This window comes from Mycobacterium dioxanotrophicus, assembly GCF_002157835.1.
Classification (GTDB): Bacteria; Actinomycetota; Actinomycetes; order Mycobacteriales; family Mycobacteriaceae; genus Mycobacterium; species Mycobacterium dioxanotrophicus.
This window is the reverse complement of record NZ_CP020809.1, coordinates 6,241,424-6,268,331: the sequence shown is the minus strand read 5'-3', so window position 1 is coordinate 6,268,331 and position 26,908 is coordinate 6,241,424. Positions and strand designations below refer to the sequence as shown.

General features: G+C 65.7%; 34 protein-coding genes, 4 tRNA genes and 1 pseudogene. 28 read left to right on the top strand and 11 right to left on the bottom strand.

What is annotated here, in order from left to right; all coding sequences use genetic code 11:
* The first annotated feature begins 82 nt into the window (after window positions 1–82).
* Window positions 83–547, top strand: a complete 465-nt coding sequence (locus BTO20_RS30545; RefSeq protein WP_087079616.1) for a hypothetical protein — start codon at window positions 83–85, stop codon at window positions 545–547.
* Here BTO20_RS30545 and BTO20_RS30540 read toward each other — a convergent pair.
* Entirely contained in the window at window positions 544–1,137 is a 594-nt protein-coding gene (locus tag BTO20_RS30540) for a TetR/AcrR family transcriptional regulator (protein ID WP_087079615.1), read from the bottom strand. The two genes, BTO20_RS30545 and BTO20_RS30540, sit on opposite strands and share 4 nt — an antisense overlap.
* Window positions 1,138–1,218: 81 nt before the next feature.
* On the opposite strand from BTO20_RS30540, the gene BTO20_RS30535 reads away from it, so the two are divergent.
* On the top strand, window positions 1,219–2,229 hold the full coding sequence (locus BTO20_RS30535) for an oxygenase MpaB family protein (protein ID WP_087079614.1): 1,011 nt from the start codon (window positions 1,219–1,221) through the stop codon (window positions 2,227–2,229).
* Window positions 2,230–2,257: 28 nt separating this feature from the next.
* On the opposite strand, the gene BTO20_RS30530 is transcribed toward BTO20_RS30535, so the two are convergent.
* A complete protein-coding gene (locus BTO20_RS30530; RefSeq protein WP_087079613.1) occupies window positions 2,258–2,605 on the bottom strand; it encodes a DUF732 domain-containing protein in 348 nt (115 codons plus the stop codon).
* Between the two features lie 166 nt (window positions 2,606–2,771).
* On the opposite strand from BTO20_RS30530, the gene BTO20_RS30525 reads away from it, so the two are divergent.
* The 5 genes from BTO20_RS30525 to BTO20_RS30505 all read left to right on the top strand — a co-directional run bounded on the left by BTO20_RS30525 (window position 2,772) and on the right by BTO20_RS30505 (window position 7,674).
* The gene (locus tag BTO20_RS30525) at window positions 2,772–3,449 is read left to right on the top strand and encodes a TetR/AcrR family transcriptional regulator (RefSeq protein WP_087079612.1); all 678 of its coding nucleotides are present in this window, start codon (window positions 2,772–2,774) and stop codon (window positions 3,447–3,449) included.
* Window positions 3,450–3,589: 140 nt separating this feature from the next.
* The gene (locus tag BTO20_RS30520) at window positions 3,590–4,435 is read left to right on the top strand and encodes an ABC transporter substrate-binding protein (RefSeq protein WP_087079611.1); all 846 of its coding nucleotides are present in this window, start codon (window positions 3,590–3,592) and stop codon (window positions 4,433–4,435) included.
* A 14-nt stretch (window positions 4,436–4,449) separates the two neighbouring features.
* Window positions 4,450–5,232, top strand: a complete 783-nt coding sequence (locus BTO20_RS30515; RefSeq protein ID WP_087079610.1) for an amino acid ABC transporter permease — start codon at window positions 4,450–4,452, stop codon at window positions 5,230–5,232.
* 9 nt (window positions 5,233–5,241) lie between these two features.
* A complete protein-coding gene (locus BTO20_RS30510; protein WP_087079609.1) occupies window positions 5,242–6,027 on the top strand; it encodes an amino acid ABC transporter ATP-binding protein in 786 nt (261 codons plus the stop codon).
* A gap of 39 nt (window positions 6,028–6,066) precedes the next feature.
* On the top strand, window positions 6,067–7,674 hold the full coding sequence (locus tag BTO20_RS30505) for a gamma-glutamyltransferase family protein (protein WP_087079608.1): 1,608 nt from the start codon (window positions 6,067–6,069) through the stop codon (window positions 7,672–7,674).
* 18 nt (window positions 7,675–7,692) lie between these two features.
* Here the strand turns inward: BTO20_RS30505 and BTO20_RS30500 are convergent, their stop codons facing one another.
* Together BTO20_RS30500 and BTO20_RS30495 are read right to left on the bottom strand one after the other, a co-directional pair.
* Entirely contained in the window at window positions 7,693–9,291 is a 1,599-nt protein-coding gene (locus tag BTO20_RS30500; RefSeq protein ID WP_087079607.1) for a class I SAM-dependent methyltransferase, read from the bottom strand.
* A gap of 195 nt (window positions 9,292–9,486) precedes the next feature.
* Window positions 9,487–9,559 (bottom strand) — tRNA-Lys (locus BTO20_RS30495).
* A 156-nt stretch (window positions 9,560–9,715) separates the two neighbouring features.
* Between BTO20_RS30495 and BTO20_RS30490 the strand changes: the two genes are divergently transcribed.
* The 3 genes from BTO20_RS30490 to BTO20_RS30480 all read left to right on the top strand — a co-directional run bounded on the left by BTO20_RS30490 (window position 9,716) and on the right by BTO20_RS30480 (window position 10,015).
* Window positions 9,716–9,788, top strand: a tRNA-Glu gene (locus BTO20_RS30490).
* Window positions 9,789–9,824: 36 nt separating this feature from the next.
* A tRNA-Asp gene (locus BTO20_RS30485) sits at window positions 9,825–9,901 on the top strand.
* A 40-nt stretch (window positions 9,902–9,941) separates the two neighbouring features.
* Window positions 9,942–10,015, top strand: a tRNA-Phe gene (locus tag BTO20_RS30480).
* A gap of 45 nt (window positions 10,016–10,060) precedes the next feature.
* Here the strand turns inward: BTO20_RS30480 and BTO20_RS30475 are convergent.
* Both BTO20_RS30475 and BTO20_RS30470 read right to left on the bottom strand, forming a co-directional pair.
* Window positions 10,061–11,119, bottom strand: a complete 1,059-nt coding sequence (locus BTO20_RS30475; RefSeq protein WP_232490902.1) for a tyrosine-type recombinase/integrase — start codon at window positions 11,117–11,119, stop codon at window positions 10,061–10,063.
* A 118-nt stretch (window positions 11,120–11,237) separates the two neighbouring features.
* The gene (locus BTO20_RS30470; RefSeq protein ID WP_157680360.1) at window positions 11,238–11,972 is read right to left on the bottom strand and encodes a carbohydrate kinase family protein; all 735 of its coding nucleotides are present in this window, start codon (window positions 11,970–11,972) and stop codon (window positions 11,238–11,240) included.
* Window positions 11,973–12,113: 141 nt separating this feature from the next.
* Here BTO20_RS30470 and BTO20_RS30465 point away from each other — a divergent pair, with 141 nt between their 5' ends.
* The 5 genes from BTO20_RS30465 to BTO20_RS30445 all read left to right on the top strand — a co-directional run bounded on the left by BTO20_RS30465 (window position 12,114) and on the right by BTO20_RS30445 (window position 15,018).
* Window positions 12,114–12,302 (top strand): helix-turn-helix transcriptional regulator, encoded by a 189-nt coding sequence (locus tag BTO20_RS30465; RefSeq protein WP_087075934.1) that lies wholly within the window; start codon window positions 12,114–12,116, stop codon window positions 12,300–12,302.
* Between the two features lie 253 nt (window positions 12,303–12,555).
* The gene (locus tag BTO20_RS39980; protein ID WP_198344114.1) at window positions 12,556–12,903 is read left to right on the top strand and encodes a hypothetical protein; all 348 of its coding nucleotides are present in this window, start codon (window positions 12,556–12,558) and stop codon (window positions 12,901–12,903) included.
* Complete coding sequence (locus BTO20_RS30455) at window positions 12,900–13,274, top strand: DUF2742 domain-containing protein (protein ID WP_087079604.1); 375 nt, start codon at window positions 12,900–12,902, stop codon at window positions 13,272–13,274. Before BTO20_RS39980 ends, BTO20_RS30455 begins: the two co-directional genes overlap by 4 nt.
* Window positions 13,271–14,635: an AAA family ATPase gene (locus BTO20_RS30450; protein WP_198344113.1), complete on the top strand. Its 1,365-nt coding sequence runs from the start codon at window positions 13,271–13,273 to the stop codon at window positions 14,633–14,635. The genes BTO20_RS30455 and BTO20_RS30450 overlap by 4 nt, the downstream gene beginning before the upstream one ends.
* Window positions 14,632–15,018: a hypothetical protein gene (locus BTO20_RS30445; RefSeq protein WP_087079602.1), complete on the top strand. Its 387-nt coding sequence runs from the start codon at window positions 14,632–14,634 to the stop codon at window positions 15,016–15,018. The genes BTO20_RS30450 and BTO20_RS30445 overlap by 4 nt, the downstream gene beginning before the upstream one ends.
* A 94-nt stretch (window positions 15,019–15,112) precedes the next feature.
* Here the strand turns inward: BTO20_RS30445 and BTO20_RS39560 are convergent, their stop codons facing one another.
* Window positions 15,113–15,349: a hypothetical protein gene (locus tag BTO20_RS39560; protein ID WP_157680359.1), complete on the bottom strand. Its 237-nt coding sequence runs from the start codon at window positions 15,347–15,349 to the stop codon at window positions 15,113–15,115.
* Between the two features lie 60 nt (window positions 15,350–15,409).
* Window positions 15,410–15,628, bottom strand: coding sequence for a hypothetical protein (locus BTO20_RS30435; protein WP_157680358.1), 219 nt, complete (start codon window positions 15,626–15,628; stop codon window positions 15,410–15,412).
* 14 nt (window positions 15,629–15,642) lie between these two features.
* Here BTO20_RS30435 and BTO20_RS30430 point away from each other — a divergent pair, with 14 nt between their 5' ends.
* The 8 genes and pseudogenes from BTO20_RS30430 to BTO20_RS30400 all read left to right on the top strand — a co-directional run.
* Entirely contained in the window at window positions 15,643–17,097 is a 1,455-nt protein-coding gene (locus tag BTO20_RS30430; protein WP_087079600.1) for a terminase large subunit domain-containing protein, read from the top strand.
* Window positions 17,094–18,425 (top strand): phage portal protein, encoded by a 1,332-nt coding sequence (locus tag BTO20_RS30425; RefSeq protein ID WP_198344112.1) that lies wholly within the window; start codon window positions 17,094–17,096, stop codon window positions 18,423–18,425. The genes BTO20_RS30430 and BTO20_RS30425 overlap by 4 nt, the downstream gene beginning before the upstream one ends.
* Window positions 18,425–18,598, top strand: a complete 174-nt coding sequence (locus tag BTO20_RS39555; protein ID WP_157680357.1) for a hypothetical protein — start codon at window positions 18,425–18,427, stop codon at window positions 18,596–18,598. Before BTO20_RS30425 ends, BTO20_RS39555 begins: the two co-directional genes overlap by 1 nt.
* Window positions 18,595–19,053, top strand: coding sequence for a hypothetical protein (locus BTO20_RS30420; RefSeq protein WP_087079598.1), 459 nt, complete (start codon window positions 18,595–18,597; stop codon window positions 19,051–19,053). The genes BTO20_RS39555 and BTO20_RS30420 overlap by 4 nt, the downstream gene beginning before the upstream one ends.
* A gap of 99 nt (window positions 19,054–19,152) precedes the next feature.
* Window positions 19,153–20,007: a phage major capsid protein gene (locus BTO20_RS30415; RefSeq protein ID WP_087079597.1), complete on the top strand. Its 855-nt coding sequence runs from the start codon at window positions 19,153–19,155 to the stop codon at window positions 20,005–20,007.
* Between the two features lie 4 nt (window positions 20,008–20,011).
* Entirely contained in the window at window positions 20,012–20,311 is a 300-nt protein-coding gene (locus tag BTO20_RS30410) for a hypothetical protein (RefSeq protein ID WP_087079596.1), read from the top strand.
* 461 nt (window positions 20,312–20,772) lie between these two features.
* The gene (locus tag BTO20_RS30405) at window positions 20,773–21,147 is read left to right on the top strand and encodes a hypothetical protein (protein WP_157680356.1); all 375 of its coding nucleotides are present in this window, start codon (window positions 20,773–20,775) and stop codon (window positions 21,145–21,147) included.
* A gap of 79 nt (window positions 21,148–21,226) precedes the next feature.
* Window positions 21,227–21,433: pseudogene (locus BTO20_RS30400) on the top strand (VOC family protein); the annotation flags it as partial.
* A gap of 30 nt (window positions 21,434–21,463) precedes the next feature.
* On the opposite strand, the gene BTO20_RS30395 reads toward BTO20_RS30400, so the two are convergent.
* A complete protein-coding gene (locus BTO20_RS30395) occupies window positions 21,464–22,351 on the bottom strand; it encodes a LysR substrate-binding domain-containing protein (protein WP_087079594.1) in 888 nt (295 codons plus the stop codon).
* Between the two features lie 101 nt (window positions 22,352–22,452).
* Between BTO20_RS30395 and BTO20_RS30390 the strand changes: the two genes are divergently transcribed.
* Window positions 22,453–22,863, top strand: a complete 411-nt coding sequence (locus BTO20_RS30390; protein WP_232490901.1) for a cupin domain-containing protein — start codon at window positions 22,453–22,455, stop codon at window positions 22,861–22,863.
* Window positions 22,864–22,880: 17 nt separating this feature from the next.
* On the top strand, window positions 22,881–23,813 hold the full coding sequence (locus BTO20_RS30385) for an NADP-dependent oxidoreductase (RefSeq protein ID WP_087082902.1): 933 nt from the start codon (window positions 22,881–22,883) through the stop codon (window positions 23,811–23,813).
* Here BTO20_RS30385 and BTO20_RS30380 read toward each other — a convergent pair.
* Together BTO20_RS30380 and BTO20_RS30375 are read right to left on the bottom strand one after the other, a co-directional pair.
* Window positions 23,794–24,366 carry a hypothetical protein gene (locus BTO20_RS30380; protein ID WP_157680355.1) on the bottom strand — a complete coding sequence of 191 codons (573 nt, stop codon included), beginning with the start codon at window positions 24,364–24,366 and terminating at the stop codon, window positions 23,794–23,796. The genes BTO20_RS30385 and BTO20_RS30380 overlap by 20 nt on opposite strands.
* A 284-nt stretch (window positions 24,367–24,650) precedes the next feature.
* Window positions 24,651–25,016: a hypothetical protein gene (locus tag BTO20_RS30375; protein WP_087079591.1), complete on the bottom strand. Its 366-nt coding sequence runs from the start codon at window positions 25,014–25,016 to the stop codon at window positions 24,651–24,653.
* A 371-nt stretch (window positions 25,017–25,387) separates the two neighbouring features.
* On the opposite strand from BTO20_RS30375, the gene BTO20_RS30370 reads away from it, so the two are divergent.
* Genes BTO20_RS30370 through BTO20_RS30360 form a run of 3 tightly spaced genes read left to right on the top strand, consistent with a single transcriptional unit; the run spans window position 25,388 to window position 26,897 of the window.
* Entirely contained in the window at window positions 25,388–25,966 is a 579-nt protein-coding gene (locus BTO20_RS30370) for a YdcF family protein (protein ID WP_087079590.1), read from the top strand.
* Window positions 25,967–26,012: 46 nt separating this feature from the next.
* Window positions 26,013–26,276: a hypothetical protein gene (locus tag BTO20_RS30365; protein WP_232490900.1), complete on the top strand. Its 264-nt coding sequence runs from the start codon at window positions 26,013–26,015 to the stop codon at window positions 26,274–26,276.
* A gap of 33 nt (window positions 26,277–26,309) precedes the next feature.
* Window positions 26,310–26,897, top strand: coding sequence for a TetR/AcrR family transcriptional regulator (locus BTO20_RS30360; protein ID WP_087079589.1), 588 nt, complete (start codon window positions 26,310–26,312; stop codon window positions 26,895–26,897).
* The last annotated feature ends 11 nt before the right edge of the window (window positions 26,898–26,908 follow it).

Sequence of the window (26,908 nt, the reverse complement as noted above, 5' to 3'; positions counted from 1 at the left end):
TGTGCCGCAGTGGCCTGCGCCACGCCCGGGATGGCGGTAGCATCCGTCAATACTTCACAGCGGACTCGGAGGTACGGCACAGGTGAAGAAGCTTTTCGTCGTCGGGGCAGGCTCGGCAATCGCAGCAACGGCGGCCATGGCAACCGTCCTGTTCGGGGCCGGTGTCGCCGCCGCCGACGACTACGCCGGGCAGACCTACGCCGACGCGTCGTCGGCCGCGGGTGACGCGGGCCTGTCGGTCAAGGTTGCCGCCCGGGTGGGCGACAAGCTGCCCGAGGATGAATGCCTGGTCACGCGGTCGCAGACCGCTCCCTTCGCCAGCGCCAACGACGGCCTGCACCGCAGTGGCGAAGTGCAGTTCTATCTGAACTGCGCCGGTGCGTACGCCTCGGCCACCAAGCCGGGAGCTTCTGTGGCCAGCCCTGAGGGGCGTGAGGCCAAGGCTGCCGCCGACGCTGAAGCCGCGAAGGCCGAGGCCGAGGCGCAGGCTGCCGCGGATACGTCCGAGGAGCAGGCGATCATCGACACCAGCACGCCCGACCGCTAACTCGGTCCGAAGCTCACTACGCGTCCGACCAGCATGTCGACGCAGTAGTCGATGAACTGATCGCGCGTCACCGGCAGCCTGTCGTTGAGATAGGCGGTGAACAGCGCGGTCAGTGCACCGATCAGGCTGGTCGCCATCATGGCCTGACGGACCGGGTCGGCGATCCGCGTGAGTTTCTGCTGCAGCAGGTCGATGAAGCTCGGCATCCACTCGGCCCCCGATCGCGTCAGCACGGGCTCCGATTCCGGTGCCAACAGCAGTACGCGGCCGCGGGTGGGGTCGTCGACCATCAGGGCGACGAACCGCTCCACCGCTTCGCGCGGTGTCGTGGCACTGGTCAGCGCGGTCATCGCGCCTGCGCAGACGTCGTCGTACACCGCGCGCACGAACTCGTCGCGGTCGTTGAAGCTCTCGTAGAAGTAGCGCTCGGTGAGTTCGGCCTCCCGGCAGACGGCCCGCACCGTCAGCGCCGGGCCTTTGGCGCTGCCCAGCAACTTCACCCCGGCGGCGATCAGTTCGTCGCGCCGCAATTCGGCGCGTTCCCGCAGCGGGACACCCGCCCATCGGCGCGAGCGTTGACCGGACGGCACATATGCTCCTAAACTCTCGCTGACAACATGCGTAGTCAAAATCGCGTGAGACGACCGTTTCTGCTGGCAGAAAGTGCACTTGTGACTCAAGATACGTCTGAGACATGCCCGGTGACCAGCGCCTCGCCCGCCACGGCGGCAGGGTGCCCGATGGCCCCGGGAGGGTACGACGCGCCGCCGGTCCCGCTCGGTCCCGATTCGCTGACGTGGAAGTACTTCGGTGACTGGCGGGGCATGTTGCAAGGCCCGTGGGCCGGCTCGATGCAGAATATGCACCCGCAGCTCGGCGCGGCCGTCGAGGAGCACTCGATCTTCTTCCAGGAGCGGTGGCCGCGGCTGCTGCGCTCGCTGTACCCGATCGGCGGGGTCGTCTTCGACGGGGACCGCGCGCCGCTCACCGGCGCCGAGGTGCGCGACTACCACGTCAACATCAAGGGCGTCGACGCACAGGGCCGCCGCTACCACGCGCTGAATCCCGAGGTCTTCTACTGGGCGCACGCGACGTTCTTCGTCGGCACCATCATCGTGGCCGATCGGCTGGCCGGCGGCATCTCCGAGGCCGACAAGCGGCAGCTGTTCACCGAGCACAAGCAGTGGTACTCGATGTACGGCATGAGCATGCGGCCCGTCCCGGAAACCTGGGAGGATTTCGGCGTCTACTGGGATCACATGTGCCGCAACGTGTTGGAGAACAACAAGGCCGCACGTGACGTGCTTGACCTGTCCGAGCTGCCCAAGCCGCCGTTCGCCGCGAAGATGCCGGACTGGATGTGGGCGCTGCAGCGGCGCTACCTCGTGCACCCGCTGTTCGTCTGGTTCACCGTCGGCCTGTACGACCCCGCCGTGCGGGACCTGATGGGCTACACCTGGACCGACCGGGACGAGCGTCGACACCGCTTGCTGGGCAAGGTGATCGGGCACGTGTTCAAGCTGGTGCCGAAGCGCTATCACCATCACCCGAGGGCTCGCGCCGGCTGGGACCGCGCCGCGGGCCGGATCCCGGCCGATGCTCCGCTGGTGCACACCCCGGCCCGGAACCTGCCGCCGGTCGGGCACCGCGACAACGGGATGCATTACAGCCCGGCCGTGTGACCGCTTCCGGCTGTGTCAGCGGCCTGCCTCAGCGGCCGACGAGCGAGCGGTACTGCGGGCAGTAGACGTCTACCGCGCCCCAGATGAGGTTGACGGCGACGCCCTTCTGCAGACCGCTCGAGGTGAGCTGACCGAGGATGCTGCGTACCGTGCGCGCCGGCTCGATCTTGCCCGCGGCGACCTTGTCGCAGATCCCGTGACCGGCCTGCACGGCCTGCTCGGGGGACTCCATCGGAACGTTGAGCTGTTTGACGATATCGAGGAACCTCGCGTCGTCGGCCGGGTCGGCGTGTGCCGGGGCGATCCCGAGCGCCATGGCGACGACGAGCGCGCCTGTGCCTGCCGCCAGGTGCCGAGAAGCCCGCCGGGACAACATAGGACGCTCCTCCGATCTCAACCGCCGACCCTCGGCTAAACCATAACTGGTAATCGCCTGTGGTTGCGGGAGAGGGCCTCAGCGCCCACGTCATGTCGAGTATCTACGACCAGCTCGCGTCCGTGCACAGCGCTTGACTGCCCAGTGGCTGTGTCACAGTTGATCGGTGAAGTACGGGCAGGGGCAGGAGCCGAAGCCGGTCGATTGGACCTCGACGCGCGGCCGAATCCTGCTGGCGGCATCGGTCCTGTTTGCCCAGCGCGGGTACTTCGGCACCTCGACGCGTGACATCGCCGACGCCGTTCAGATCCGGCAGCCCTCGCTGTTTCACCACTTTCAGGCCAAGCATGAGATCTTCCGCGCCCTGATCGAACTCGATCTGGGGCCATCTATCGACCGGATGAACCAACGGCTCAGCGAGCACTCGAGTTGGGCCGAGAAGCTGTACCTGGCCATCGCGTGTGATGTGCGGGAGATCCTTCTGCAGCCGTTCGACGCTCGGGGCCTGTATCAGGACGCCGTGCTCGCCCTCGACGACTTCGAGGCCGAGCGCGAAGGCATTGCGCTGTTTCACGATCAGGTGGAGCGGGTGATCGATGGCGGCCGTCGGGCGGGTGAATTCGTCTCGTGCGAACCGAGTTTCGTGCTGAGGGCGATCAACGGCGTGCTCTTCGAGACGCTGCGCGAACAAGGTGGTCCGTCGGGGCGGATGCGGCACGAACGCCCCCTGCAAGCCGCCGACTTCGTCCTGCGCTCGCTGCTCGTCGACCAGTCGCGGCTGGCGGATATTCGGGAATCGACGAGCGGCAGACTTCGCGAAATGGAACTCGCCAAGGTCCACTGAGGCCGTCGCGCCATTGGCCCGTGTGACAACCCGGTAAAAAATCTGGCCAAACAGTTCCCTATCGATCGATAGCGGCCTATCGTTCGATAGGTCCCAGCTGTGACCTGGCTTACGTCGCCGGAACCGATCTTGGAGGAACGTTGAAGCGTGCGCTCGTCGCCGGCTTGGCCGGCCTGGCAGTCGTGGGTCTCGCATCTTGTTCGCGGACAGAGTCATCGGATCCCGCCCCGAGTGGTCCCGCGAAGATCGCGCCGCCCGCAATCCTGCAGGCAGGCACGCTGAAGATCTGCGCGCCCAACGACGGCACGCCGCCCAACGTCTACCACGACGAGTCGGGTGCGCTGGTCGGCGCCGAGGTGGACCTCGGCAAGGCGCTGGCTTCGCAGATGGGGCTCAAGGCCGACTTCGTGCAGTCCGCGTTCGCGGCGGTCATCCCCACGCTGCAGGCCAAGCAGTGCGACGTGATCATGGCGCAGCTCTACATCAAGCCCGAGCGCACCCAGGTCGTCGACTTTGTCCCCTACGTCTACTCGGGTACCGGCATATCGGTGGCGAAGGACAAGCAGAGTGACATCACGGGCATGGATGACAGCCTCTGCGGCAAGAAGGTCATGGTCGCCGTCGGCACGACCGCGGAGTCGCTCGCGCAGGAGCAATCCGACAAGTGCAGCGCCGCAGCCAAACCCGCCATCGACATCAACCGCAACAACCACGCCGACGTATCGCTGCAACAGGTGCAGAACGGTCAGGTCGACGCCTACATCGACACCGCGGAAACGCTCGGGTACTACGCGACCAAGACCGGCGCCGACATCCAGATGGTCGGGCGGCCGTTCGGCACCATCAAGATCGGCGCCGCAACGCTCAAGGGCAACAAGGAACTTCATGACGCGCTGGCTGCGGCCCTGGCCGCGCTGGAGAGCAATGGCTCGTACAACAAGATCCTCGATGAGTGGGGCATGACCGATCTCAGCATCGAGAAGTAGTTCGGGAAGCACCCATGAACTTCGATTGGCCGTTCTTCTGGAAGTCGCTCTTCACTCCGAGCGAACCGTTCCTGCAGGGCCTGGTGCTCACGATCGTCATCTCGGTCGTCGCGATGGTCCTTGCGACCCTGTTGGGTTTGGTCCTTGCCCTCATGCGGCGCTCTCCGTATGCCGCGGTGCGGTGGTGTGCGAGCGTCTACATCTGGGTGATCCGCGGTACCCCGCTGTTGGTGCAGTTGGTCATCATCTACACGGGTCTGGCCGCAGTGGGCATCTATCGGTTCCACGATGTATCGCTCGTCGGGTTCTCGGTGAAGGCTGCCGTGCAGGCCGCCATCATCGGTCTGATGATCAACGAGAGCGCCTACATCGCCGAAATCATCAGGGCTGGACTGGATTCCGTGGCCAAGGGGCAGTTCGAGGCGGCCGCCTCCCTTGGCATGACACCGGCCAAGCTGATGCGCTGGATCATCGTGCCGCAGTCGCTGCGCGTCATGGTGCCGCCGCTGGGCAACTCGTTCAACGGCATGATGAAGACCACGTCGGTGCTGTCGGTGATCGGTGTCAGCGAGATGTTCCTGGTCACCCAGTCGATCAGCTCGTACACGTTCCATACGTTCGAGATCTTCATCGTGGCGGCCGTGTATTACCTTGCGCTGACCACGATCTGGACGTTCGTCCAGGCCTGGATCGAGAACCGGCTGTCCCGCCAGCTCGGTATCGACCAGCGCGTCCCGATCACCCAGCGGCTGCTGGGTGCCCGCCGCGCGGCGACGCTGCAGCCCGCGGGTGAGTGAAGGAGTTGCATGACTTCCCAACGCGAAATCGCGCAGCCGGCAGGCGCACCGATCGTCTCGGTGCGTAACGCGTGCTGTGTGCTCGGCGGCCGCCGCGTGCTCGACGATGTCAACCTCGACGTCGACCGCGGTCAGGTCGTCGTCCTGATCGGTCCGTCCGGCGCGGGCAAGACCACGCTGCTTCGATCGCTCAATCACCTCGAGGAGCTCCAGAGCGGTGAGGTGTTCATCGCCGGCCAGTCGATCGCGCACAGCTCGGGTGGCCGCAAGATCGGCAAGACGGAGCTGGCCCGCCGCCGTCGCGAGATCGGTTTTGTGTTCCAGCATTTCAACCTCTTCCCGCACATGACCGTGTTGGAGAACGTGTGGAACGCCCCGGTCCGGGTACTCGGGCAGCCCAAGGAGGAGGCACGTGAGGATGCGAAGGCGCTCCTTGCGCGAGTCGGGTTGCGGGACAAGGCCGAATCACGCCCGAGTCAACTCTCGGGCGGGCAACAGCAGCGGGTCGCGATCGCGCGGGCGTTGGCCATGCGGCCCAAGGTGATGCTGTTCGACGAACCGACGAGCGCGCTCGACGTCGAGATGGTCGGCGAGGTGCTCGAAGTGATGCGCGAACTCGCGCGCGAACAGATGACCATGGTCGTGGTGACCCACGAGATGCGGTTCGCCCGCGACGTCGCGGACCGGATCATCGTCATGGACGCGGGACGCATCATCGAGGACGCGCCGCCCGCGGAACTGTTCGCAAGTCCGAAGAACGAGCGCACCAAGGCTTTTCTGTCGACGATTCACTGACACGTCCCATCAACCACCGATACAAGGGGTAGCTGAACCGTGCCCGTAACATCCACGCCTCAGTCATTCACCGGCGCCATCGCCACACCGCACGTCCTGGCGACCGAGGCGGCGACGGAGGTGTACCGCGACGGTGGTGGCGCCGTCGACGCCGCGATCGCAGCGGCCGCCGTACTGACGGTGGTCTATCCGCACAACGTCGCGCTGGGCGGTGACCTGATTGCGTTGGTGCGCACCCCGGATGGTTCGGCCACTTGTGTCAACGCCTCGGGGTGGGCCGGCGCGGCTGCCGACCCGGCGGCGATGCGCATCAAACACGGTGCGCGGCTGCCCGTTCGCGGTGCCGACACGATCACCGTCCCCGGTGGTGTCCGGGGATGGGAGACGTTGCGCAGCTTCGGAAGTCGACTGCCCTGGGACCGGCTGCTGGCACCCGCGGAAGAGGCGGCCCGGGCTGGGGTTCCGGTCGCCGGGTCGTTGGCCGCGAACCTGGCGGACCCCGAGAACGGGGACCTGATCGGTATGGAGGACTTCGAGCGGGTGTTTCGCCCCGGCGGGCGAGTGCCGGCTGTAGGCGAGGATTTCCGGCAACCCGCGCTGGCGGACACCTTCGCAGCCTTGCGCGACGGCGGAGCGGCCGAGCTGTACACCGGTGGATTGGCCGCGCAGATGGTGCATTTCCTGCGGCAGCGCGGATCTGCACTGGATGCCGACGACTTCGCCGAGTTCCAGCCCGAGGTGACCGAACCCTTGTCGGTGACCTTTCGGGGGCTGACCGTGCTGTCCAGCCCGCCGAACTCCCACGGCTTCCTGATGCTGCGCGCCTTGCGGGCGATCGACGAGCTGGACCTGGATGCGCCGGTCACGACGAACATCGGCTGCCTGATGCGAGTGTTCCATCACGGAAACCGATTGCGGTCATCGCGTTTGGCCGACCCGCGCCTGGTGCCGGTGGATTTCGCCGCTCTGCTCAATGACGATTTGAGTGCCGACGCTCCGGAGGTCGACACCGCCGGCGCCGCACACTCGGTGCCGCGCGGGGATACCGTCGGGATCGCTGCGGCTGACAGCGACGGTGTCGCAGTGTCGTTGATCCAGAGCGTATTCCACGCGTTCGGATCCGGTGTCGTCGACCCGCGGACCGGCATTCTGTTCCACGACCGTGGCACGAGCTTCTCTCTGGATGCTGGATCTCCCAATGTGTTGGCGCCCAGGAAACGTCCGGTGCACACGTTGATGCCGGTGCTGACTACTGAAAATGGTTCGGTCCGGCACATATTGGCGACGATGGGCGGCCAGGGGCAACCCCAGATCCTCACCCAGGTGCTGCTCCGGATGCTTGCCGGAGCCACGCCTGTCGCTGCTGTCGCCGCACCGCGCGCCATCGTCGGCTCCCAGGGATACGGCAGCACAGCCGATTCCGTCCTCGTCGAGGCGGACATCGACGCTGTCGCCGCCACCAGCGTGGCCATGTCGGGGCTGACCGTCGTCGAGGTGCCCCCGCACAGCGAGGAACTCGGTCAGGCCAACGTCGTCGAGATCGACCGCCGCCGGCAGTTCACCGCGGCGTCCGACCCCCGTGCCGACGGAGCGGCCGCAGTGGTGCAGTACCCGCGACGTCGGCAACCGTCGGACATGCAGGGGTGACGCGAAAGCCTCCCGCGGTCAGTCGATCCGAATCAGTTTCATCTCGGCGAGCCGTTGCGCGAGCGTGTCGACCTGCTCGGCGAATACCTCGCGCCGCGACCGTCCGGCGGCGTCCTCGACCTCGATCGGGTTCTCGGCGTCGATGGCCACGAGCGCGTCGACGAGCGTGTCACGGTCCCGCGTGCCGTCCAGCAACGGAACAAGGTGTCGATCGACAGGGGAGAGGATCAGCGGCTCGTGCCACGCGTTGAATGTCGACGCTTCGCCGCCCGCTGCCAGTCCGGCCATCCGCCCGGCAGCGTCGTCCACTCGCAACGGGGTCTGCGTCGGTTCCGGCAGCACCGGGTCGAGCCGGAACCGGGCCTGTCCCTGCCCGATCAGCACCCCCATCAGGTTGTCGACGGTGTCGGCGATGGTGACGCTGGGTGTGAAACCCGCGGCGATCAGCCGAGCTGTGACGGTGTCGATCAACTCCTGCCGGGACAGGGTCCACGGCCAGCGGGCGTTGAGCGCTTCGAGCGCCGCCTTGATGCCCGGGTCGTTGGTGAACAGGGTCGCTCCGTCCGCCTCGACGTACTCCTGCCGCGACTGATCCATCCTGGTCTGGCCGTCGGCCGGGGGAGTCCACGCCGCGAAATGCAGCCGCTGGTAGCGGCGCGGGTCAGGTTGGTAGGCGATCTGACGGGCGCGCTCGGCGTGCACGAACAGGGACTCCCGGAACGAGCGGTTGATGGCGAAATCGATGTACTGCTCGACGAGTACCTGAACACCCGCGCACTTCTCGGCGAGAAACTCAGCGACCTTGGGGCCGTGGTTCGCGGGCACCATGGTCTCGGGGCGCGCCTCCCCGAGGTAGACCAGTCCCTTCTCGGCGGCACGACCCACCATCTCGTAGAAGTAGCACGGTGAGTTGACCGATTCGAGTTCGTCGTGCAGAAGGAAGAAATCTCCGAAAGCTTCGTCGCGCGAACGGAATTCGGCGAGCACCCGGGCCAGTACACCGTCGGCCGGGGCGACCTCCTCCAGAAAGCCGACCATGTCGCGGGCGTCGGTGACCCGTTGTTCGGGAGTGCCGCTGGCGCCACCGGCGAGCAGCATCGCGTCGCGCATCACTTCCTTGGACTTCCAGCCGGGATACGTGTTGTAGCTGAGGTACGCCACCCCCTCTGGTGCCAGGAGCTTGCGGAACGCCGTGAGGATCGCGTCCTGCACGTTGTCCGGTACCCAGCTGTAGACGCCGTGGCAGACGATGAAGTCGAATTGGCCCAGAACGGCGAGGTCCGCCGTGGCGATGTCACCGACCGCCAGTTCCACGTTGTTCAATCCCAGGGCGGCCACGTGCGCGCGACCCTGCTCGATCTGGACCGGCGACAGATCGATGCCCACCACGCGTGCCTCGGGATGCCTGGCGGCGAACGGGATGATGTTGCCGGCCGCGGCGCAGCCGATCTCCAGGACCCGGGCCGTCGCCACGTCGGCGGTTTCCAGCCCGAACAGGTGCGCGATCGCCGCCAGCAAGCCAGGTGCGGACTGTGGGATCGCATACGACTTGTAGGGCGTCGCGTCGTAGTCCGCGCGCAGCGCATCGGTGGCTGCGTGGTGCTCTGGTGCCGTCAACGGCGCTCCCTCTGGTCTGTATGACCCATGGTCGGCCTGATCCGCCCCATTCGACCACGCCGACGCCGGGCCGACCGCACGAGCGAGAGGCGGAAAGCTGGGCTTTGCCGCCTGTTCAGGCGGCGTTAACGGCCCGTCGGCCGGTTGGGCAAAAAATGAGGCCGGTACGGAAACTCCAGGTACCGGCCTTGCCAGTGCCCCCAGTAGGGCTCGAACCTACGACCTGCGGATTAAAAGTCCGTAGCTCTACCAACTGAGCTATAGGGGCGCGGAGTGAAAGGATACTTGGTGGGCGCGACGATGTCTGCGGCCGCCCACTTTAGGCCTTCTACCATTGGGTTTGAGGATTTGGGCATCCGTACCCTAAGCTATCGAAGCTCCCAACGGACAACGTAGTGAGTACCCCGGAGAGATTCGGATTTAGGCCCCCATCGTCTAGTGGCCTAGGACGCCGCCCTTTCACGGCGGTAGCACGGGTTCGAATCCCGTTGGGGGTACGCTACGCAGTAATGCGGAGCAACGCAGGAAAGCAAGGCCCTGTGGCGCAGTTGGTTAGCGCGCCGCCCTGTCACGGCGGAGGTCGCGGGTTCAAGTCCCGTCAGGGTCGCCATCACGGCGAGGCATTTCGGTTGGAATGACCGACGCCTTCCGGCCAGGTAGCTCAGTTGGTACGAGCGTCCGCCTGAAAAGCGGAAGGTCGCCGGTTCGATCCCGGCCCTGGCCACTTCAGAGGGTATAGCTAGCTGTACTCCACATCTCGAACTGACGTTTATTCGTCGCTTATACCGACCGCTTTGTCCAGCACATCGGCCACCTCGGTGTGCACCTGCCCGCGGCTCATGTAGACGTCCTGCGTCATCGATGGCCGCGCGTGCCCGAGCTGGTCGGCCCCGATCCGCGCCGACAGTCCAGCATCGTCGATCATCGTGGCCACCGTCTTGCGGAAGCTGTGCGACGTCACATCAGGCAGTCCGAGCGACGTACGAACCTCGCGCCACTGCTTTCCCATGTTGTCCGGGTCCCGCAGCGTGCCCGTGGACGACGGGAAGATCACCCCGGCCGTGTTCGGTCCCGACCATTCATCCTTACGTCTGCGCAGTGCATCCACAGCGAACCGGGGGAGAGGGAGTGTCCGCGCCTCCCCGCCGCCCTTCGTGCGGTCCTGCCTCACCAGGCCCTTGCCCTTCAACCGCACCACAGAGAACGCTGCCGTCAGCACACGCCCATCAAGATCGACGTCCTCCCACCGCAACGCCAACACCTCAGACCTCCGTAACCCGGTCGCCGCGAACACGATGACCGGGTCGCGGAGGTCCTTCTGTTTGCATACCTCAGACCCCTCCAGCGCGGTCAGAAGTGCACGCACCTGGTCGACACCGAGGGCCGGCGCGCCCTTCGTCCGTTTGTCGGTCTTCCGCTTACGTCGGGTGCCGAGCTCGCGCACCGGATTCGACCCGATGGCACCGGCCAGCACCGCGTCCGTCAGTACCGCGTTTAGCGCCACCTTCGTGTGCCGCTCGCGCGTCGCGCCGTGGTCCCGGCGGATGCCTCGAAGAATCTCGTCGAGCAGACCCGGTGTCGCCTCACTGACACGCACCCCGACGAACCGCGGCTTGACCGTGCTGATCGTCGCCTCGTAGGTGTCGACACTCTTGGGCGCTAACTCCCCGTCGTCCCGACAACGCGCGATGTAACCGGTCAGCAGATCGCCGAGCAGGGTGGTGCCGGTGATGCTCCCCGAGCCCGGCGGCCGGCGCGCTCCAATCGCGTCGAGCAAGACATTCTCGGCACCTCTGCCGTACTCATCAGCAGCGCCGTCTGGGCTCATTCGCTCCATCCGACGTGTCACTCCATCACGGTCGCGGTACCGGCACCGCGCCACCCAAACACCTTCGGAGATCTCGGTTCTGGTGATCTTCCCGTGCTGCCCGATCCGCAGCGGAGGCCTACCCGCCATCTCGGTCTCCGAACATCTCGTCGACAGCCTCCGCGTGCAGATCCCTGCCGCCGAGCTTCCAAAGTTCGTCGATCCGCTCCTGCAGCTCGCCGATCTCTGCAGTGAGGTCGTCGAGCTCTTCGTCGGAAACCTTGTCAAGCCCTTGACGTTTCGCGTTACGACGGACGCGGAGTTTGGCGATCAAGTCCCATTTGCGCGCAGCCAGATCACTCGCTTTCCTGGCGCGCGTCAACGCGAGAAGGTGCGAGTCGTAGTTCATCTGGTCAACCATCGACAGGCCGAGAGCGTCAAGGGTCAGCTCGGGCTGGGCCGAATTGTCTGGAAGATCAAGGGTCGGCTTGGGATCGCCTGAAAACCATTGCACTGCAACTATTTTCTGAAAATCCCTGGGCTGCCCACCCTCGGGCGTGGGGAGGATCTGAATCGTGTCCCGGTACGGCGCGGGGTAGAGGAGCGCGATCGGGGCCGTGTCCAGCGCCCTCGCTAGGACGATCAGCTCGGCAGTCGTAACGTAGCGCCGCCGGCCTACCTCGATGTCGGAGATCACGGCGCGCGTAAGCGGGTAGCCGAGTTCCCTGGTGCGGTCTGCCAGCCACTGGCCGGTGCGCTTGCCGCGGAGGCGACTGACCTCAAGCGCCACGCGGTGCGCCTGCTCCTCGGCCCAATCGCGTGGCGGAACTTCTGTCCAATTCGGCTTCTGCTTCGGCTTCTGCGGTCCATCCATGCCGTCAGCGTACGTCAGACGCACGACGCGCGTCATATGCCGTCGCTTGCGGCTGATGGCGACCAGGTGTTAACGTCGCCATTGGACGCGCATCAACCACAATTATCGCCTATTTGCGTCCCACGGCGACGGGAGTTGATTATGGAGAACGTTGTCTGGCTCACCCGGACCGAGCTGGCCGAGCGGGAGAAGCTGCCCGTCGCCACGCTCGCGCAGTGGGCGAGCCAGGGAAAAGGGCCGCGCTACGCCCGCTTTGGTCGGCATTGCCGCTACAGGCTGTCCGACGTAATCGCTTGGGAGGAACAGCAATTCGGCGATGGCGCCGCATGATGCGGACATACCCGCAGTTCGAAGACCTCGGCCTCGATCCGGAGGCCGACCGGACCGAAGATTTGCGGCCCGGAAAAGACGACGACCCCAGGGCTGCCACCCCGAGGCCGTCAGTAACCCATCACTCAGCAGAGATCTAGGAGAACACCATCATGACACAAACGGAGATCGCCCTGCCGCCGGTGCTGACACCGAATCAGACGACTGGTACGCCGACGAGGGAGTCACACAACGGCTCGTCTGGTCACGGCCGATGCAGCTTCCAGAACACCTCGCCACCAACGACATCCGAGTGGTTGTCGTACAACGAGCGGACGGCACGATCATCAACGTCAAAGGAGATGACGAGCCGCTCGTATACCACGGCTGCTTCGACTACACGACGGAAGATGCCCGGACAGTCGCACGGGCGCTCCTTGAGGCCGCCGACCTCGCCGACACGTGGGCTGGCCGTTCTGACGCTGCGGACACTGCAATGATCGCCGCCCATCGAGCGGTGCGGGCCGCGTACGCGCTGCTGCGCACCACTCCAGGCAACGCAGGAGACTACTTGCGGGCCGCACTGGACAGCCTCATCGACGCCACCGAAGCGATCCGATGACCGATCAGGCCACAACTCGCGACAAGCTGGAGACCCGCACCGATAGCCACGGTGCGGGTTCTCCCGCATCCCAGCAAGTTTCGTGGTGGCCAGTTCATCAGTTCCTCGAAAGCGTCGTCGCTCAAGCGAATTACGGACCACTACCGATCGCTGGTACACCAGCGTGGCAGCAGCTCGCCGACGGCGACCCCAGGAAGTTGTTGGCCGTCGCCATGAGCGGCGAGCACTGGGTGCTGCGCACCGAGGTAGCTCAGGAGAAGCGAGCCGAGGCATCCCACGAAATCGCTGCTGCCGGTGGATGGACCGCAATGGCCCAGCGGATCCGCAACCGCAGCGACAACACCTACATCCCGAGAAAGAGATCCGCGTGACAGAACCACACCCCGACGATCCCGGCCCGGTAGACCCCGACATGCCGACCCGCCGGCTCATCGTTACCCGCGGCTCACGCATCAAAGCCAAGAAGTTGGTCTGGTGGGAACTGGGCCTGATCCTGCAGTACGCCATCAACCTGCTCGCCGCCCGAGAAGGCAAAGGCAAAAGCACCGTCGCGTCGTCCTGGGCCGCCCGCGAAACCCGCAACGGCGGCACCGTCCTCTGGATCGGGACCGAGGAATCCCGCGAAAGCGCCATCGTGACACGCCTCATCGCCGCCGGAGCCGACATGGACAAGGTGATCTTCGTCGACGTCCAGACCGACCTCGGCACCGGCGCTCTGGTGTTCCCACTGGACCTCAACGCCATCGAGGACGTCATCCGCGAGCACAACGTCACCATGGTGTTCCTCGACCCCGCCAAGGCCGTCGTGCCACCCGGATTCTCCGGCAACGACGACATCGCCGTCCGCCAATACCTGGAGCCGATCGCCGCCCTGGCCGACCGCTGCAAGGTCACCATCATCGGCCTGGCCCACTTCGGCAAGCGCGACGGGGCCGACTCCGGTCAACTCATGCTCGGAAGCGTCGCCTGGTCCCAGGTCGCCCGCTGCGTCCTGTCCATCGCCGAAGACCCCGACACCGGCACCCGCGTGCTCACCAACACCAAAGCGAACTACGCCGGCACCGACCGCTCAGTGGAGTTCCGCATCGTCAGCACCACCGTGGACACCGACGACGGCCCCACCGAGATCGGCTCGGTCGAATGGCTCGGCGACACCACCGTCGACGCCCGAGACCTCCTCGCCGGTGACGCCCACGACGACGATGCCGGGGAGCGCACCGCCGCCGAACACTGGCTGGAGGACTACCTCACGGCAAACGGGCCGACGCCATCGAAGGTGGTCAAGACCGAGGCCGCTAAGGAGAAGATCAGCGAGGCAACGCTCAAGCGAGCAAAGAAGAAGCTGGGCGTCATCGACGAGTCGTCAGGGTTCCCGCGGACCTCGACCTGGCAGCTCCCCAGTCGGCTCACCGCCAGTCAGGCCACCCCTGTCACGCAGGACCGTGAGCCAACTGAGCCAACTGGACCCGACCAGCCAAAACAGGATGAGCCAACTGAGCCAGAACCCCAGTCGGCTCACGCCAACATGTCTGAGCCGACTGGTGATCCAACTGGCCCATCGCCAGCCACCATGCCTGCCAGACAGTTCTCCAAGCCTGCCCGCAACCGGCACCGCACCATCAGCGGCAAACCCATCTCCAGCTACCCCACATGCATCGTGTGCAGCAAGCCGGTAGTGGCTGGGCAAGGCGACCGACACCTCTCCTGCGGCAAAGACGAGGCAGCGTCATGACCCGCCGCCGAGTGATCTTCCCCGACCCCGACATATGGACCCGCAAGGAGCACCACATGCCCGACCAACCCGCGGCCATCCGCCGGCCACTCACCGACCGCGAGCGCGCACTACTCGACGAACTCACACGATGGGTCGTCACCGAACAAACCGGATGGACCGATCAGCAAGCCGTCGACTGGCTCGAAGCCACCAACGAGAAGATCGGCATGCACCGACACGGCGACAGCGTCAACGCCTACGTCAGCACCGGCAACGGCCACGTCATCCTTCACGTCACCCGGGAGTGGCTCGCCTACTGGGCGCACACCGACGAGCAGATCAGCGACGACGAACTCCGCGGATACGTCCAGTTCTTCCGCCAAGAGAACGGCAACCAATGACCATGACCGCCTGCATCGACTGCGGCGAGCCCAGCGACGGGCCACGCTGCCCCGAGCACACGGTGGACACCAAGCCATCGGCGACCGATCGCGGCTACGACGCCGCATGGACCCGACTGTCCAAGCGCGCCAGACGACTCCAACCCTTCTGCTCCGACTGCGGCAGCACCGAGGACTTGACCGCCGACCACAGCCCCGAGGCATGGGCACGCAAGGCCGCCGGCAAGCCCGTCAGGCTCCGCGATGTGGACGTGGTCTGCGGACCCTGCAACCGCGCCCGCGGCGCCGCACGCGGCCCGTCAGCCACCAGGGGGATACCCCCAAGGGGCATCGCTACTGACCCCTCCCCAAGGCAAAGTTTTAGTCACACACCCCCGGGGGGTATGCGGTGCTAGAGAATCGAATCCCTGACGTCGTAGTCACCGCGCTCACCTGGCGCCATTGGGGAGGAGACGTATTCCCACGCGTGTGGTGCGAAGTAGTCGGACGACTTGATCCCGTCGCCGTAGTGGAGCACGAGCACACCGCTAGGCAGGATGTCGAACCAGTCTCCCTCGTGGGTCAACGATTCGGAGGATTCGGCACCGGTCAGTCTCACTTCAATAGCCACGCTGGGAGTCTGCCATGAAGGCCGGGCCGAAGGGTGCGATCAAGGCCGCGCCGCTGGATCTGTCCGGGCTGCCCTCCGATCGTGCCGAGCGCCGGTTGGCGTTCATCGCGGAGTATCTGGTGGTCCCGAAGGGTGTGGGGGCGGGTAAGCCGGTGCGGCTGCGGGACTTCCAGGCCGAGATCATCCGGGGCGCGTACGGGCCCGGTATCCGTACGGGGTTGGTGTCGGTGGCTCGTGCGAACGGCAAGACCGGCCTGGCCGCCATGCTCGCTGTCACTGAGTTGTTCGCGGGGGACGCGAGCGCCGAGGTGCTCGTGGTGGCCAGTGATCAGCGGCAGGCCAACATCACGCTGCGGATGGCGCGCCGGATGATCGAGTTGAATCCGGAGTTGGAGAAGCGGGCGCAGATCTTCGCGGACCGGATCGTGGTGCCGCACAACGATTCGATCCTGTTGCCGTTGCCTGCCGAGCCGGGTGCGCTGCATGGTCACGATCCGTCGCTACTGATCGTGGACGAGCTGCACGTGGTCAGTGGAGCGGTGTGGGAGGCCGTCACCAGCGTGTCGGGTAAGCGCCCGGAGTCACTGACGCTGGCAATCTCCACGCCGTCGTCGTCGCCGGATTGTGTGATGTGGCGCCTGGTGGAGCACGGCCGCGCCGGGGACGATCCGGCGTTCTACCTCCGCGAGTTCTCTGCCCCGGAGGGATGCCCTACCGATGACCGCGATGGTTGGCGGCAGGCCAATCCGGCATTGGCGTGCGAGGAACCGTTCCTCGCCGAGGATGGCCTCGAGGCTGCCCGACGGACGTTGCGCGAGCCGGTGTTCCGGCAGCTTCGTCTGGGCCAGTGGGTGACCGGTGTCGAGGCGTGGTTGCCGTGGGGTGCCTGGGATACCTGCCGGACCGAGCGCAAGGTACAGCCCCGGGAGCGTGTCGTCCTGGCGTTCGACGGGTCCGCGTCGGGTGACTCCACGGCGCTGGTCGGCTGCACCCTCGACGGGCACCTCTGGGTAGAGGGTCTGTGGGAGAACCCCGGCGATCCACGCTGGCGTGTACCCCGGGAGGACGTGACCCGCGCGGTCGATGTGGCGTTCACCAAGTACGACGTCGTGGAGCTGGCGTGCGATCCGTGGGGGTGGCGCAGCGAGATCGAGGACTGGGCCAAACGGCACGGCGAGAAGCGGGTGCTGGAGTGGAACACCGCGCACGCCGCCCGGATGGCGCCGGCCACCGACCGGCTGTACCAGGCCGTCGTCACCAATCAGGTCACGCACGACGGGGATCCGCGGATGGCCGCGCACATCGCTCACTGCGTGGCCAAGTCGACCCCACAAGGTGATCTCGTCAGTAAGGACAAGCGGGGTTCGCCCCGCAAGATCGACGCGGCCGTGGCCGCCATCGTGGCCTATGACCGGGCCGCGTTCCATCAGCAACGAAATCGTAAGAGAGTAAGGAGTTTTGCATCATGACACTGCTAGGAGATCTGCTTCAACGATTGGACGCGCCGGCCGCCCGGTACGCCGACCTGGACCGGTATTACCAGGCCAAGCAACCGCTGGCGTACCTGAGCCCCGAGGCAAAGGTGGCGCTGGGTAACAGGTTCGGCATCATGGCCAGCAATATCCCGAGGCTGGCCGTCACCGCGCTGGCCGAGCGCCTGCGCATCACCGGGTTCGCCGGGGACACCGTGCTGTGGGCCGACTGGATCCGCAACGACCTCGATCAAACCTCTGGTGTCGCGCACAGGGAAGCGCTGATGCTCGGCGATAGCTATGTGATCGTGTGGGCCGACCAACTGGGCCGACCGCAGGTAACGGTGGAGAGCGCGAAACAGGTTGCCGTACTCAATGATCCGGGCAGCCGCCAAACGTACGCTGCGATCAAGCGGTGGGAGGACACCAACCTCAAGCAGACCCACGCCGTGATGTACCTGCGCGACAGGATCATCCGGTTGCAGGCCGACCAGCAGGGCGCGGTTGCCAACGGGTTCAAGACCGTCGAGGAGATCCCGAACCCGCTCGGCGTTGTGCCGGTGGTGAACCTGCGCAACACCGACCGCATCATCGGCAACAGCTACGGCACCTCGATGCTAGGCGAGTGGGGATCTTCGGAGATCGACGATCTCAAGCCTCTGGTCGACGCGTTGAACAAGTCCCTGGCCGACATGATGGTCACGTCGGAGTATGTGGGACGGCCGCGGCGCTGGGCCACCGGCATCGAACTCACCGAGGAACCGGTGCTCGATGAGAATGGTGATCCCGTCCTCGACGGCGACAACCAGCCGGTGATGGCCGAGGTGAACCCGATCCCCGAGGGTCACCGGGCGATGATCTCGGAGAACGAGGCGGCCAAGTTCGGGCAACTCGCCGCTGCGGATCTCGGTGGTTACGAGGCTTCGGTGCGGGTCATCCTGGGCCAGATCATGGCAGTCAGCACTTTGCCGGCGCATTACGTTGGGGTGCTGTCCAATCAGGTCACATCGGCGGACGCTCTGCGGGCTGCGGAGGCATCGTTGACGGCCAGGGCCGAGGCACGACAGCAGACGTTCGGACGCGCCTGGGAACAGGTCGCCCGCCTGATGATCGCGGTCCGGGATGGCAGCGACCCCAACATGATCGACGACATTCGGGTGCAGTGGTGCGACGCCGCGACCCGCAGTGTGGCGCAGGAAGCCGACGCCGTGGTGAAGCTCTTCCAGGCCGGCCTTCTCCCCGCCTCGTATGCGCTGGGCAAACTCGGCTACTCCGACGACGAAATCGCCAAGATCAGCGCCACCAGGACACCGGTGGTGGCGTGATGCGGATCGCTGCGAACCTCGCCGCCCGTGTGGGCACAAGACCGGACGCGGTGCGGCCGATACGGCTACACCTCGGTGGCCTGACGTTCGGCATGGACACCGACGAAGCGGTAGAGCTGGCAACACAACTGGCCGATGCGGTCACGACAATCAGACAGGAGACACAGCAATGACCGAGAACAGCACCGACACAACCGAACCCGATGACACCCCGTCAGCCACTCCCGAGGCACCTGCGGCAAATGCCGCACCAGAGGTGGAGGGTTTGGCCACCGAGGTTCCGGAAGAACCCGAGTCCGAACCTGATTCGTTCCCCCGCGAGTATGTCGAGAAACTGCGGACCGAGAACGGCAAGTACCGTCAGCGTGCGGGTGAGGCGGACTCCCTCGCAAAACGGTTGCACACCGAACTGGTCCGGGCGACAGGACGTTTGGCCGACCCGACCGACCTGCCGTTCAACGAAGAGCATCTTGCTGAGAGTGACAAGATGTCACGCGCTATCGACGAGTTGCTTGAAGCCAAGCCGCATCTGGCGACCCGCCGGCCTGCCGGGGACATCGGGCAGGGCAACCGCGGTCCAGCATCGTCGGGGTTCTCCCTGCTGGACACGCTCAAGGGTCTAACCTGAGCGCGGTACACTCAACTCTGCAGGGCCTGGCGCCCGAGCCCGATTGACGTCCTGGCGACGTGTCGAACCAACCATCCGACACGTCTCTAGGAGTCAACCGTGGCAATCGAAGTCACCTCTGGCAATTCAACTCTCATCCAGTCGCAGGTATCCAACCTGCTCGTCCAGCCCCTCGAACAGGCCTCCACGTTCCTCGCCGCCGGGCCCGTCGTCCTCGACAGCTCCAGCCCGGTCCGGGTGCCGCGCATCGTCAACGGCGTCACCGCCGGGTTCGTCGCCGAGGGCGCCCAGATCACCGACGGCGACGTCGCGTTCGACGAAGTCACCCTGCTGCCTTCGACCATGAAGGGCCTCAAGGTTCTGGTGAAGCTCTCCAACGAGCTGATCCGCACCTCGGTAGTGGGCCTCGAAGCGGTACTGCGGACCCGCCTCGTGACCGACGTCGCCAACGCGCTCGACGCGGCCCTATGGGACGGCGCCGGCACCTCCAACACCATCAAGGGCATTCTCCGTCAGACCGGGATCGCCACCGGCACCCTCGACCTCACCAACCCCGATTCCCTGATCGATGGCCTGGCCGTCGCCCAGGGCAACAAGGTCAACCCCACGCACTGGGTGATGACCGCGGCGTCGTTCGCAAAGGTCCGCAAGGTCAAGGTCGGCACCGGTGACGCCCGGTATGTGATGGATCCCAGCACCATCCAGAACGGCACCGATCTGCGCCTGTTGGGCCTGCCTGTCATCATCACCGACAACATCCCGGCCGTATCCACTAAGAACCGTGTGGCCCTGGTGGATATGTCCAAGGTGGTCGTAGCCCGCGACGTCAACGCCGAGGTGAAGATCCTCGACCAGACCTGGGGTGACTACGACTCCATCGGCATCCGGGTCGTGTCCCGCTGGGATACCGCGCTGCTGCAGGCCAAGGCCGTCACTCTGCTCACCGAGGCGTAGAACAGTGCCGGTTAATCCGACCACGGTCACCTCTCTGCAATCCGGGGAGGTGACCACGGTCGTCCCGATTGTCACCACGATGGCCAAGGCCTACACCCGCGGCAGAGGCTTCACCGGCAACGAACCGAACGACGAGATCGCCGCGGTCATCGCAACCGCATCAGCACGTCTGGCCGCCAACGGCACCGGCCTGCAGTCCAAGAAGGTCGATGACGTCGAGTACCAGTACTCCCTGGCGTCGTCGTTCGGCTGGACCCTCGCCGAGCAGATCGTCCTCAACCGGTACCGGGTGCGGGCGCAGTAGACCAGGTGGTCCCGGCGTCAAACCTGGTCCTTTCTACGGGCAAGGCGCGACCATGACCGGGTTCTCCAATCGCCGAGAGTCGCGACCTGCGCCGGGACCACCCACCACCCAAAATCCGACGCTTATTCGTCGCATATACCCGAGACACGCCGAGAAACAACGGTAACCGTCGGAAAGTATGGGATGCCGAACGGTGCTGTATTGCAAGGCAATTGGCAACCGTTGCGGCGTGTCGAGAATCCTCGACCTAAAAGCGGAAGGTCGCCGGTTCGATCCCGGCCCTGGCCACTGAGAGAACCACCTGGCAACAGGTGGTTTTTCTGTTTCTGGGGACGTTCGATCCCGCATGATGTTGGGATCGGTAGTAGCCCTGACGGCGTCCACTTGCAGCACGGTCGAAGACGGCCGACAGCAAGCATGGGAACCGGGTACGGCCCCTGCTCCCTACCGGGAGGTGCGTAGTGAAGCGACTGATGGTCGGACTCTCAGCGGCTGTGCTGGTTTGGGGCAGCGTCGCAGGCGTGGTCGGCATGACCTCGGGTATCGCCGAGGCCCAGCCGGGGCCGGTGCCGCTCGACAACCATGCGTGGCCTGGTTGCCCGGACAGCAACCCGGCAGGGCCGTGTCACTGGTGTCCGGGTGATCCTCCGGTGCAGACCGGCAATCTTCGCGTGAACCCGGTGGTCTGGGACAACACGGTCTGCCACACCTACTGGTACGTCACGCCGGGGCTGGGCAACGTCGCGCAGAACATCTTCGAGGGCGACAACCCGCCTGCGCCACCTCCGCCACCGCCGGCCCTCAACTTCTGCCCGATCCCGCCCTGGTGCCCGTGATCGACTGCGCGGAAAATCGTTCGCCGGTCCATGCGGCATTCGATACGGTCGCAATCCCCGGTCGAGAGCAGGTGCGTCGATGGCATGTCGGATCAGTGAGCTCGTGCTCGAATGCCGCGAGCCCGAGGTGTTGATGCGGTTCTGGTGTGACGTGCTGGACTACGTGGTGCTCGATCGCCCCGCTGACGGCTCGGTGGAGATCGGGCCGCGTGAAGGCTTCGGCGGTCCGCAGCCGACCCTCATCCTCAGCCCCAATGACGAGCCGAGCCACGGCAGGCCCGGGCTGGATCCGCTGGCATAGCCGGCGCGGGGCGGGTCAGTCGTCGGCGAGGGCGAGCAACATCTCGGCCAGCTTGGCCGTCGCAGGCCCGAGCTTGGACTGCTCGGCTGAGGCCAGATAGATCTTCCACATCACCGCGGGCAGCACGTGCACCGCACGCAGGTCGGAAAAGCGGGCCGCCTCACTGGCCGGCATGAAGATGGTGCCGATGCCGTGCCGCACCAGCTCGGCCGCGATCGAGTACTCAAGCGCGACTTCATGCGGCGTGTGTGCGGTGACGCCCGCGGCGGCGAATGCGTCGTCGACGAGGCGCCGGAGCCCGAACGGCGGCGGGAATCCGATCAGATCCTCGCCGGTGAGTTCGGTAATCGCGACCTCGTTGTAGGCGGCGAGCGGGTGGTCGGTGCGGCACACGAACACCATGGGCTCCTGGCGCAACAGGTGCATCTGGATACGTCCGGGAAACCTGTCGGGCGCGGATACCAGCGCCAGATCCAGTGACCCGTCGACGATCGCCGACAGGTACGCACTGGAGCCGGTCTGGCTCTGTCGCAACCGGATCTGGACGAACGGGTAGTCCCGGTGGAACTGTCCGAGCACCTTCGGGACGTCCAGCGCGCCGGACGTGATGAGGGCCCCGAGATCCACCGTCCCGGTCAGTTGGCCCCGGAAGTCGCCGACGGAGTCCTTGGCGATGCGAGCGGTTTGCAGCACGCGTCCGGCATGCTCCCGGAACAGTTCCCCGGCCGGGGTCAGCTTGATCTGCTGGCGGGACCGGTCGAACAGTTCGACGCCGAGTTCCTTCTCCAACTTGCCGACTGACGTGGACAGTGCGGACTGCACGACGTGGACGCGGTGGGCGGCCCGCGAGAAGCTCAGCTCACCCGCAACGGCGACGAAGTGTTCGAGCTGGCGCAGTTCCATACCTCTTTCTATCAATATTGCAGATGAGAAGTATCAAAAGCATTCGTTGGACTTGATGACTTGCGGGCGGTGTGATGGAACCACGAGAGAAAGGACCGACTGTGCTCGCTGCCGGAAACACCAAGATCACCGACCTGCTGATGGCCACCCCACCGCGCATTCCCGAGGGATCCCATGCGATGACGCAACTGGTGGAACTGCCGCCCGCCGATGCCGGGGTGGCGCCGCACCGCCATTCTGGGCCGGTGTTCGGCTACCTGCTCGAGGGCCGCATGCTGTTCGAGCTCGAGGGCGAGGAACCTCGGGAAATCGTCGAGGGCGAGGCATTTTGGGAGCCCGGCGGTGAGGTCGTGCACTATCAGATGGTCAACCTCGAGCCGGACCGGTGGTGCCGGTTTCTCGCGGTCTGCCTGTGCGCTCCCGGCGTCGACATGATCACGATGCTCACGCCGGAGGAGATCGTGGCCCGAGATCACCTGCGGCACCCCAGCGCCCGTCAACACGCCAACTGACATCGAAACGAGGAATGATGCAAGCGATCGTCACGCAAGACCGCGAGGCCGGGATTTCGGGTCTTTCTCTGGCCGACCTGCCGTATCCACATGCCGCCGAGAACGACGTCGTCGTCCGCGTCCATGCGGCCTCATTCACCCCCGGCGAGTTGGACTGGCCGGGAACGTGGACCGACCGGGCCGGCCGAGACCGCACGCCCACTGTCCCGGGACATGAGCTCTCCGGTGTCGTCGCCGAATTGGGCTATGGCACAACCGGGTTGACGGTCGGGCAACGTGTTTTCGGTATCACCGACTGGGCCCGTAACGGCACGCTGGCCGAATATGTTGCCGTAGAGGCGCGCAACCTCGCACCGCTGTCGGCCGGTATCGACCACACGGTCGCTGCGGCGCTGCCGATTTCCGGATTGACGGCGTGGCAGGGGTTGTTCGAGCACGCCCGCGTCGAGGCGGGGCAGACGGTGCTGATCCACGGAGCCGCGGGCGCCGTTGGTTCCATCGCCGTGCAACTCGCGCACGATGCCGGAGTGCAGGTGATCGGCACCGGGCGCGCCGGACAGCGGGATGCCGTGTTGGGGTTGGGCGCCGACGCCTTCGTGGAACTGGAGGCAGACCGCCTCAAGGAGGTCGGTGAAGTCGACGTGGTCTTCGACGTCATCGGTGGAGAGATTCTCGATCGCTCAGCCGAATTGGTGCGCGCCGGGGGCACGCTCGTCACCATCGCCGAACCACCGCGGGTGTACCCCGACAAGGCGCGGGCAGTGTTCTTCGTCGTCGAACCGGACCGTGCGCAGTTGGCTGCGCTGGAGCGCCGGGTCCGTGACGGTCGGCTGGCCCTGAACGTCGGGACGGTCCTGCCACTCTCCGACGCGCCGAAGGCGTTCGATCCGGCTTATCGGCGTCCGGGCAAGACCATCATCGCTGTGGCGGCTACGCCGGACGCTTACTGATATCGGCGTTCTCGTCCTCCTGAATCGGCACGCCGTCGCTCTGTGAGGTCGATTCGATCGAGCCGATGGTGGCGTTCAGATCCGTGACACCGCTGGCATCGCCGCCCTTGAGCTTGTCGAACGCGGCCTTGACGGTGTCGCCGACCTTCGCCAGCGGCTTGATGAGCGCGCTGCACAACTTGGGGTCAGCCTGAACGTCGTTGCTGGCCAGGCGGATTTCACGCTTGATGAAAAGCGCCGCCAGACCGCCCTTGATGAAGGCGGTGATCCGGCCGCCGGCGCCGGACTTGAATGTGCCTGCCTGATAAGGCTTCCACAGCCAGCGGTGGAAGACGCCGAAGGCCAGACCGCTGTGCAGGACGAATTTCGTTTTGGCGAACGATGTGGTCGGCTGCGCCGGGCAGGACTCGGTGATGCCGGCCGCGTCCCCGGCATCACCGGACGGATCCGCGGGGATCGACTGGGAACTGCCGCCCGACGCGGCGTTGTGTTTGGCTCCGCACCCACTCATGAGCACAGCCAACGGAATCAACAAGACGGCGATCAGCCGCACTGCAACACTCATAACCCACCCCTGGCAAACAGTTGTAATCGGCCCCCACGGCAACGTAGCACGGCTGTGGGAACACCTCCAGCTTGCGGGGAGGTTGGTCGCAGCTCAGATCGCCGCAGTCGCTGTATCACTTCCAAAACGACTGCACGACAGGTGAATTGTCACCTGTCGATAGCCTGTCAGTTCCCTTGGGGAGTGCCGTGTGTCAGGCGGACGGCAACTGCCATCGTGATCAGTGGGAAGTCATGCCAACCCGGTTGGACCGATCGGCAGCAACACTGTGATCAGCCTTTGCCTTTGTGGGACACCACCCCGGTGGCATCGCGGGTGGCGAGCGAATTGTTCTTGATCTGCGTCGGAGACATGCTGGTCTGCATCGGTGTTGCCGTGCCGTTCACGGTGGTCTTGGCGCATGCCGTGTCGTACTGCGACGGCGCGCCCGCGCCCTGGCGGGCGCTGTTGTAGGCCTGCCCACCTGTCCCGCCGAGCGGGCTGTTGATACCACCCTCGTTGAACACCGAACCCGGCGACGTGGCCGAGTTGCCAGGCGTGCCACCGCCATTGGCTTCGATGCTCTGACAATTGTTGTTGTGGGTCGTGTTGTCCGCGTAAACCGGCGCTGCGGTGCCGATCAGGGCGATGCCCGCCATGCAACCTGCTGCCAATAGCGTGCGCATCGTTATCACCTGCCTGTGTCGGGGACGCGCCCTTTCGCGCGCCCGTACCTAGGTGACACGGCATCACGGCGTGGGGCGTTCAATGTTGGCGGGAATCCGGTTGGCGGGACAGGCCGTTCGTTCCGGGCGCAGATGCCGAACAGTGCTGGGGGAACACGGATTCCGGCGAGGTCGTCGCCGTCGGACTTCCCGAGACGAGCTGTCGACGCTTGGCGGTGTGTGCAGCTGGCCGAGCAGGTCCCAGGTGGGCCTCGAGACCGGATCGCCGCCCCATCTGTCAGATCGGTAACATCGGGCTCACGGGTAACGACAAACACAGGTGTCGCAGCTGTTTGGGGGATCAGATGACACGTCGCCTGAAATTCGGAGTCGCAGCGGTGGTTCTCGCGGTCGCCGTCGCCTGTGGAGGATTCGCCCCGGGCGTCGCAGCGGCGGGTCCACCGGTCGCCGGGAAGGACTTCTCGAAACCGGCCATCGTCATCCTCGGCTACGGCCTCAAGCCCGACGGTTCGATGCGCACCATCCTCTACCACCGGGTACTCACCGGCCTGGCGATCGCACAGGCGTTTCCGCAGTCGCCCGTCATCGTCACCGGCGGTAACCCGCAAAACGGCCGGACCGAGGCATCTGCGATGCGCAATCTTCTTCTCACGCTTGGCTTTCCGGCCAACCGGATCATCGTCGAGGACAAGGCCAACAGCACCGTGCAGAACGCGCAGTTCTCGGTTCCCCTGGCCAAGGCGGCAGGCACGTCGGGCATCATCCTCGTCACGTCGTCCACCCATCAGGGCCGTGCCGACCAGAACTTTGCCGACGCCGGCGGCAACATGCTCGCCACCGTGAGCTTCCCGGACGGCAATCCGTCTGTGAACATCGCCCAGTTCGTCAGGGATGTGCTGAGCCCGATGACGGCCATAGGCTGACCCGAGGCGATACGCTGCGGCTACGAGCCGATGAAAGCGTGACGAGATGGCCGACCGCGGCGGGCTGCTCCGGGTGTTGCTGGGGTGTTGGGCACTCGCGCTCGCCGTCGCTGCGACTGCCGTCGCGGATCCGTCGGACACCGACAGCACCGAGGTGCGTTCGGGCGGCCCGGTGCCCACGGTCAACGGCGTTCCGTGCGTGGCCGGGCATCTCGGGACGTGCCTGGGGTTCCTGCAGAACAACCCGCCGGGAACCAATCCGGTGGTGCCCCGGTCCGAGGTGGGGCACAGCCCGACGGTGCGCCGCTGAGCCGGGCGGGGATCAGTACCATGGCTGCCCGGGATGAATGACGCTGACAAGACCGACTTCCGTGCGCGCCTGCTCGATGCGCTCGAAGAGTCGATAGCCGCCGACGGGTACCAGAAGACGACGGTCGCCGACATCGTGCGGCGGGCGCGTACCTCGCGACGGACCTTCTACGAACATTTCGCCAGCCGCGAGGAATGCTTCGTGGCGCTGCTGACCGCCGCCAACGCCGAACAGGTGCGGATGATCGCCGCCGCGGTCGACCCGCATGCGCCGTGGCGGGATCAGGTCCGCCAGGCCGTCGAGGCCTGGATCGCCTCGGGTGAGTCCCGGCCGGAGCTCATGCTGAGCTGGATCCGCGACGTACCGGCGCTGGGCGCGACCGCACGCGAGCTGCAACGCGACGTGCTGGAGAACTTCGTGGTCATGGTGCAGACGATGACCGACACCGACGAGTTCCACAGCGCGGGTGTCGAGGTTTCGCGGCCGCGGGCCATCATGTTGCTCGGTGGCCTGCGTGAGCTGACGGCGAACACCGTCGAGGCCGGCGGAGCGATGAGCGACATCGCCGAGGAGGCAGTCAATGCCTCGATCGCGCTGCTGACGCCGCCGGCGCCCCGCTGAGCAGACCCCCA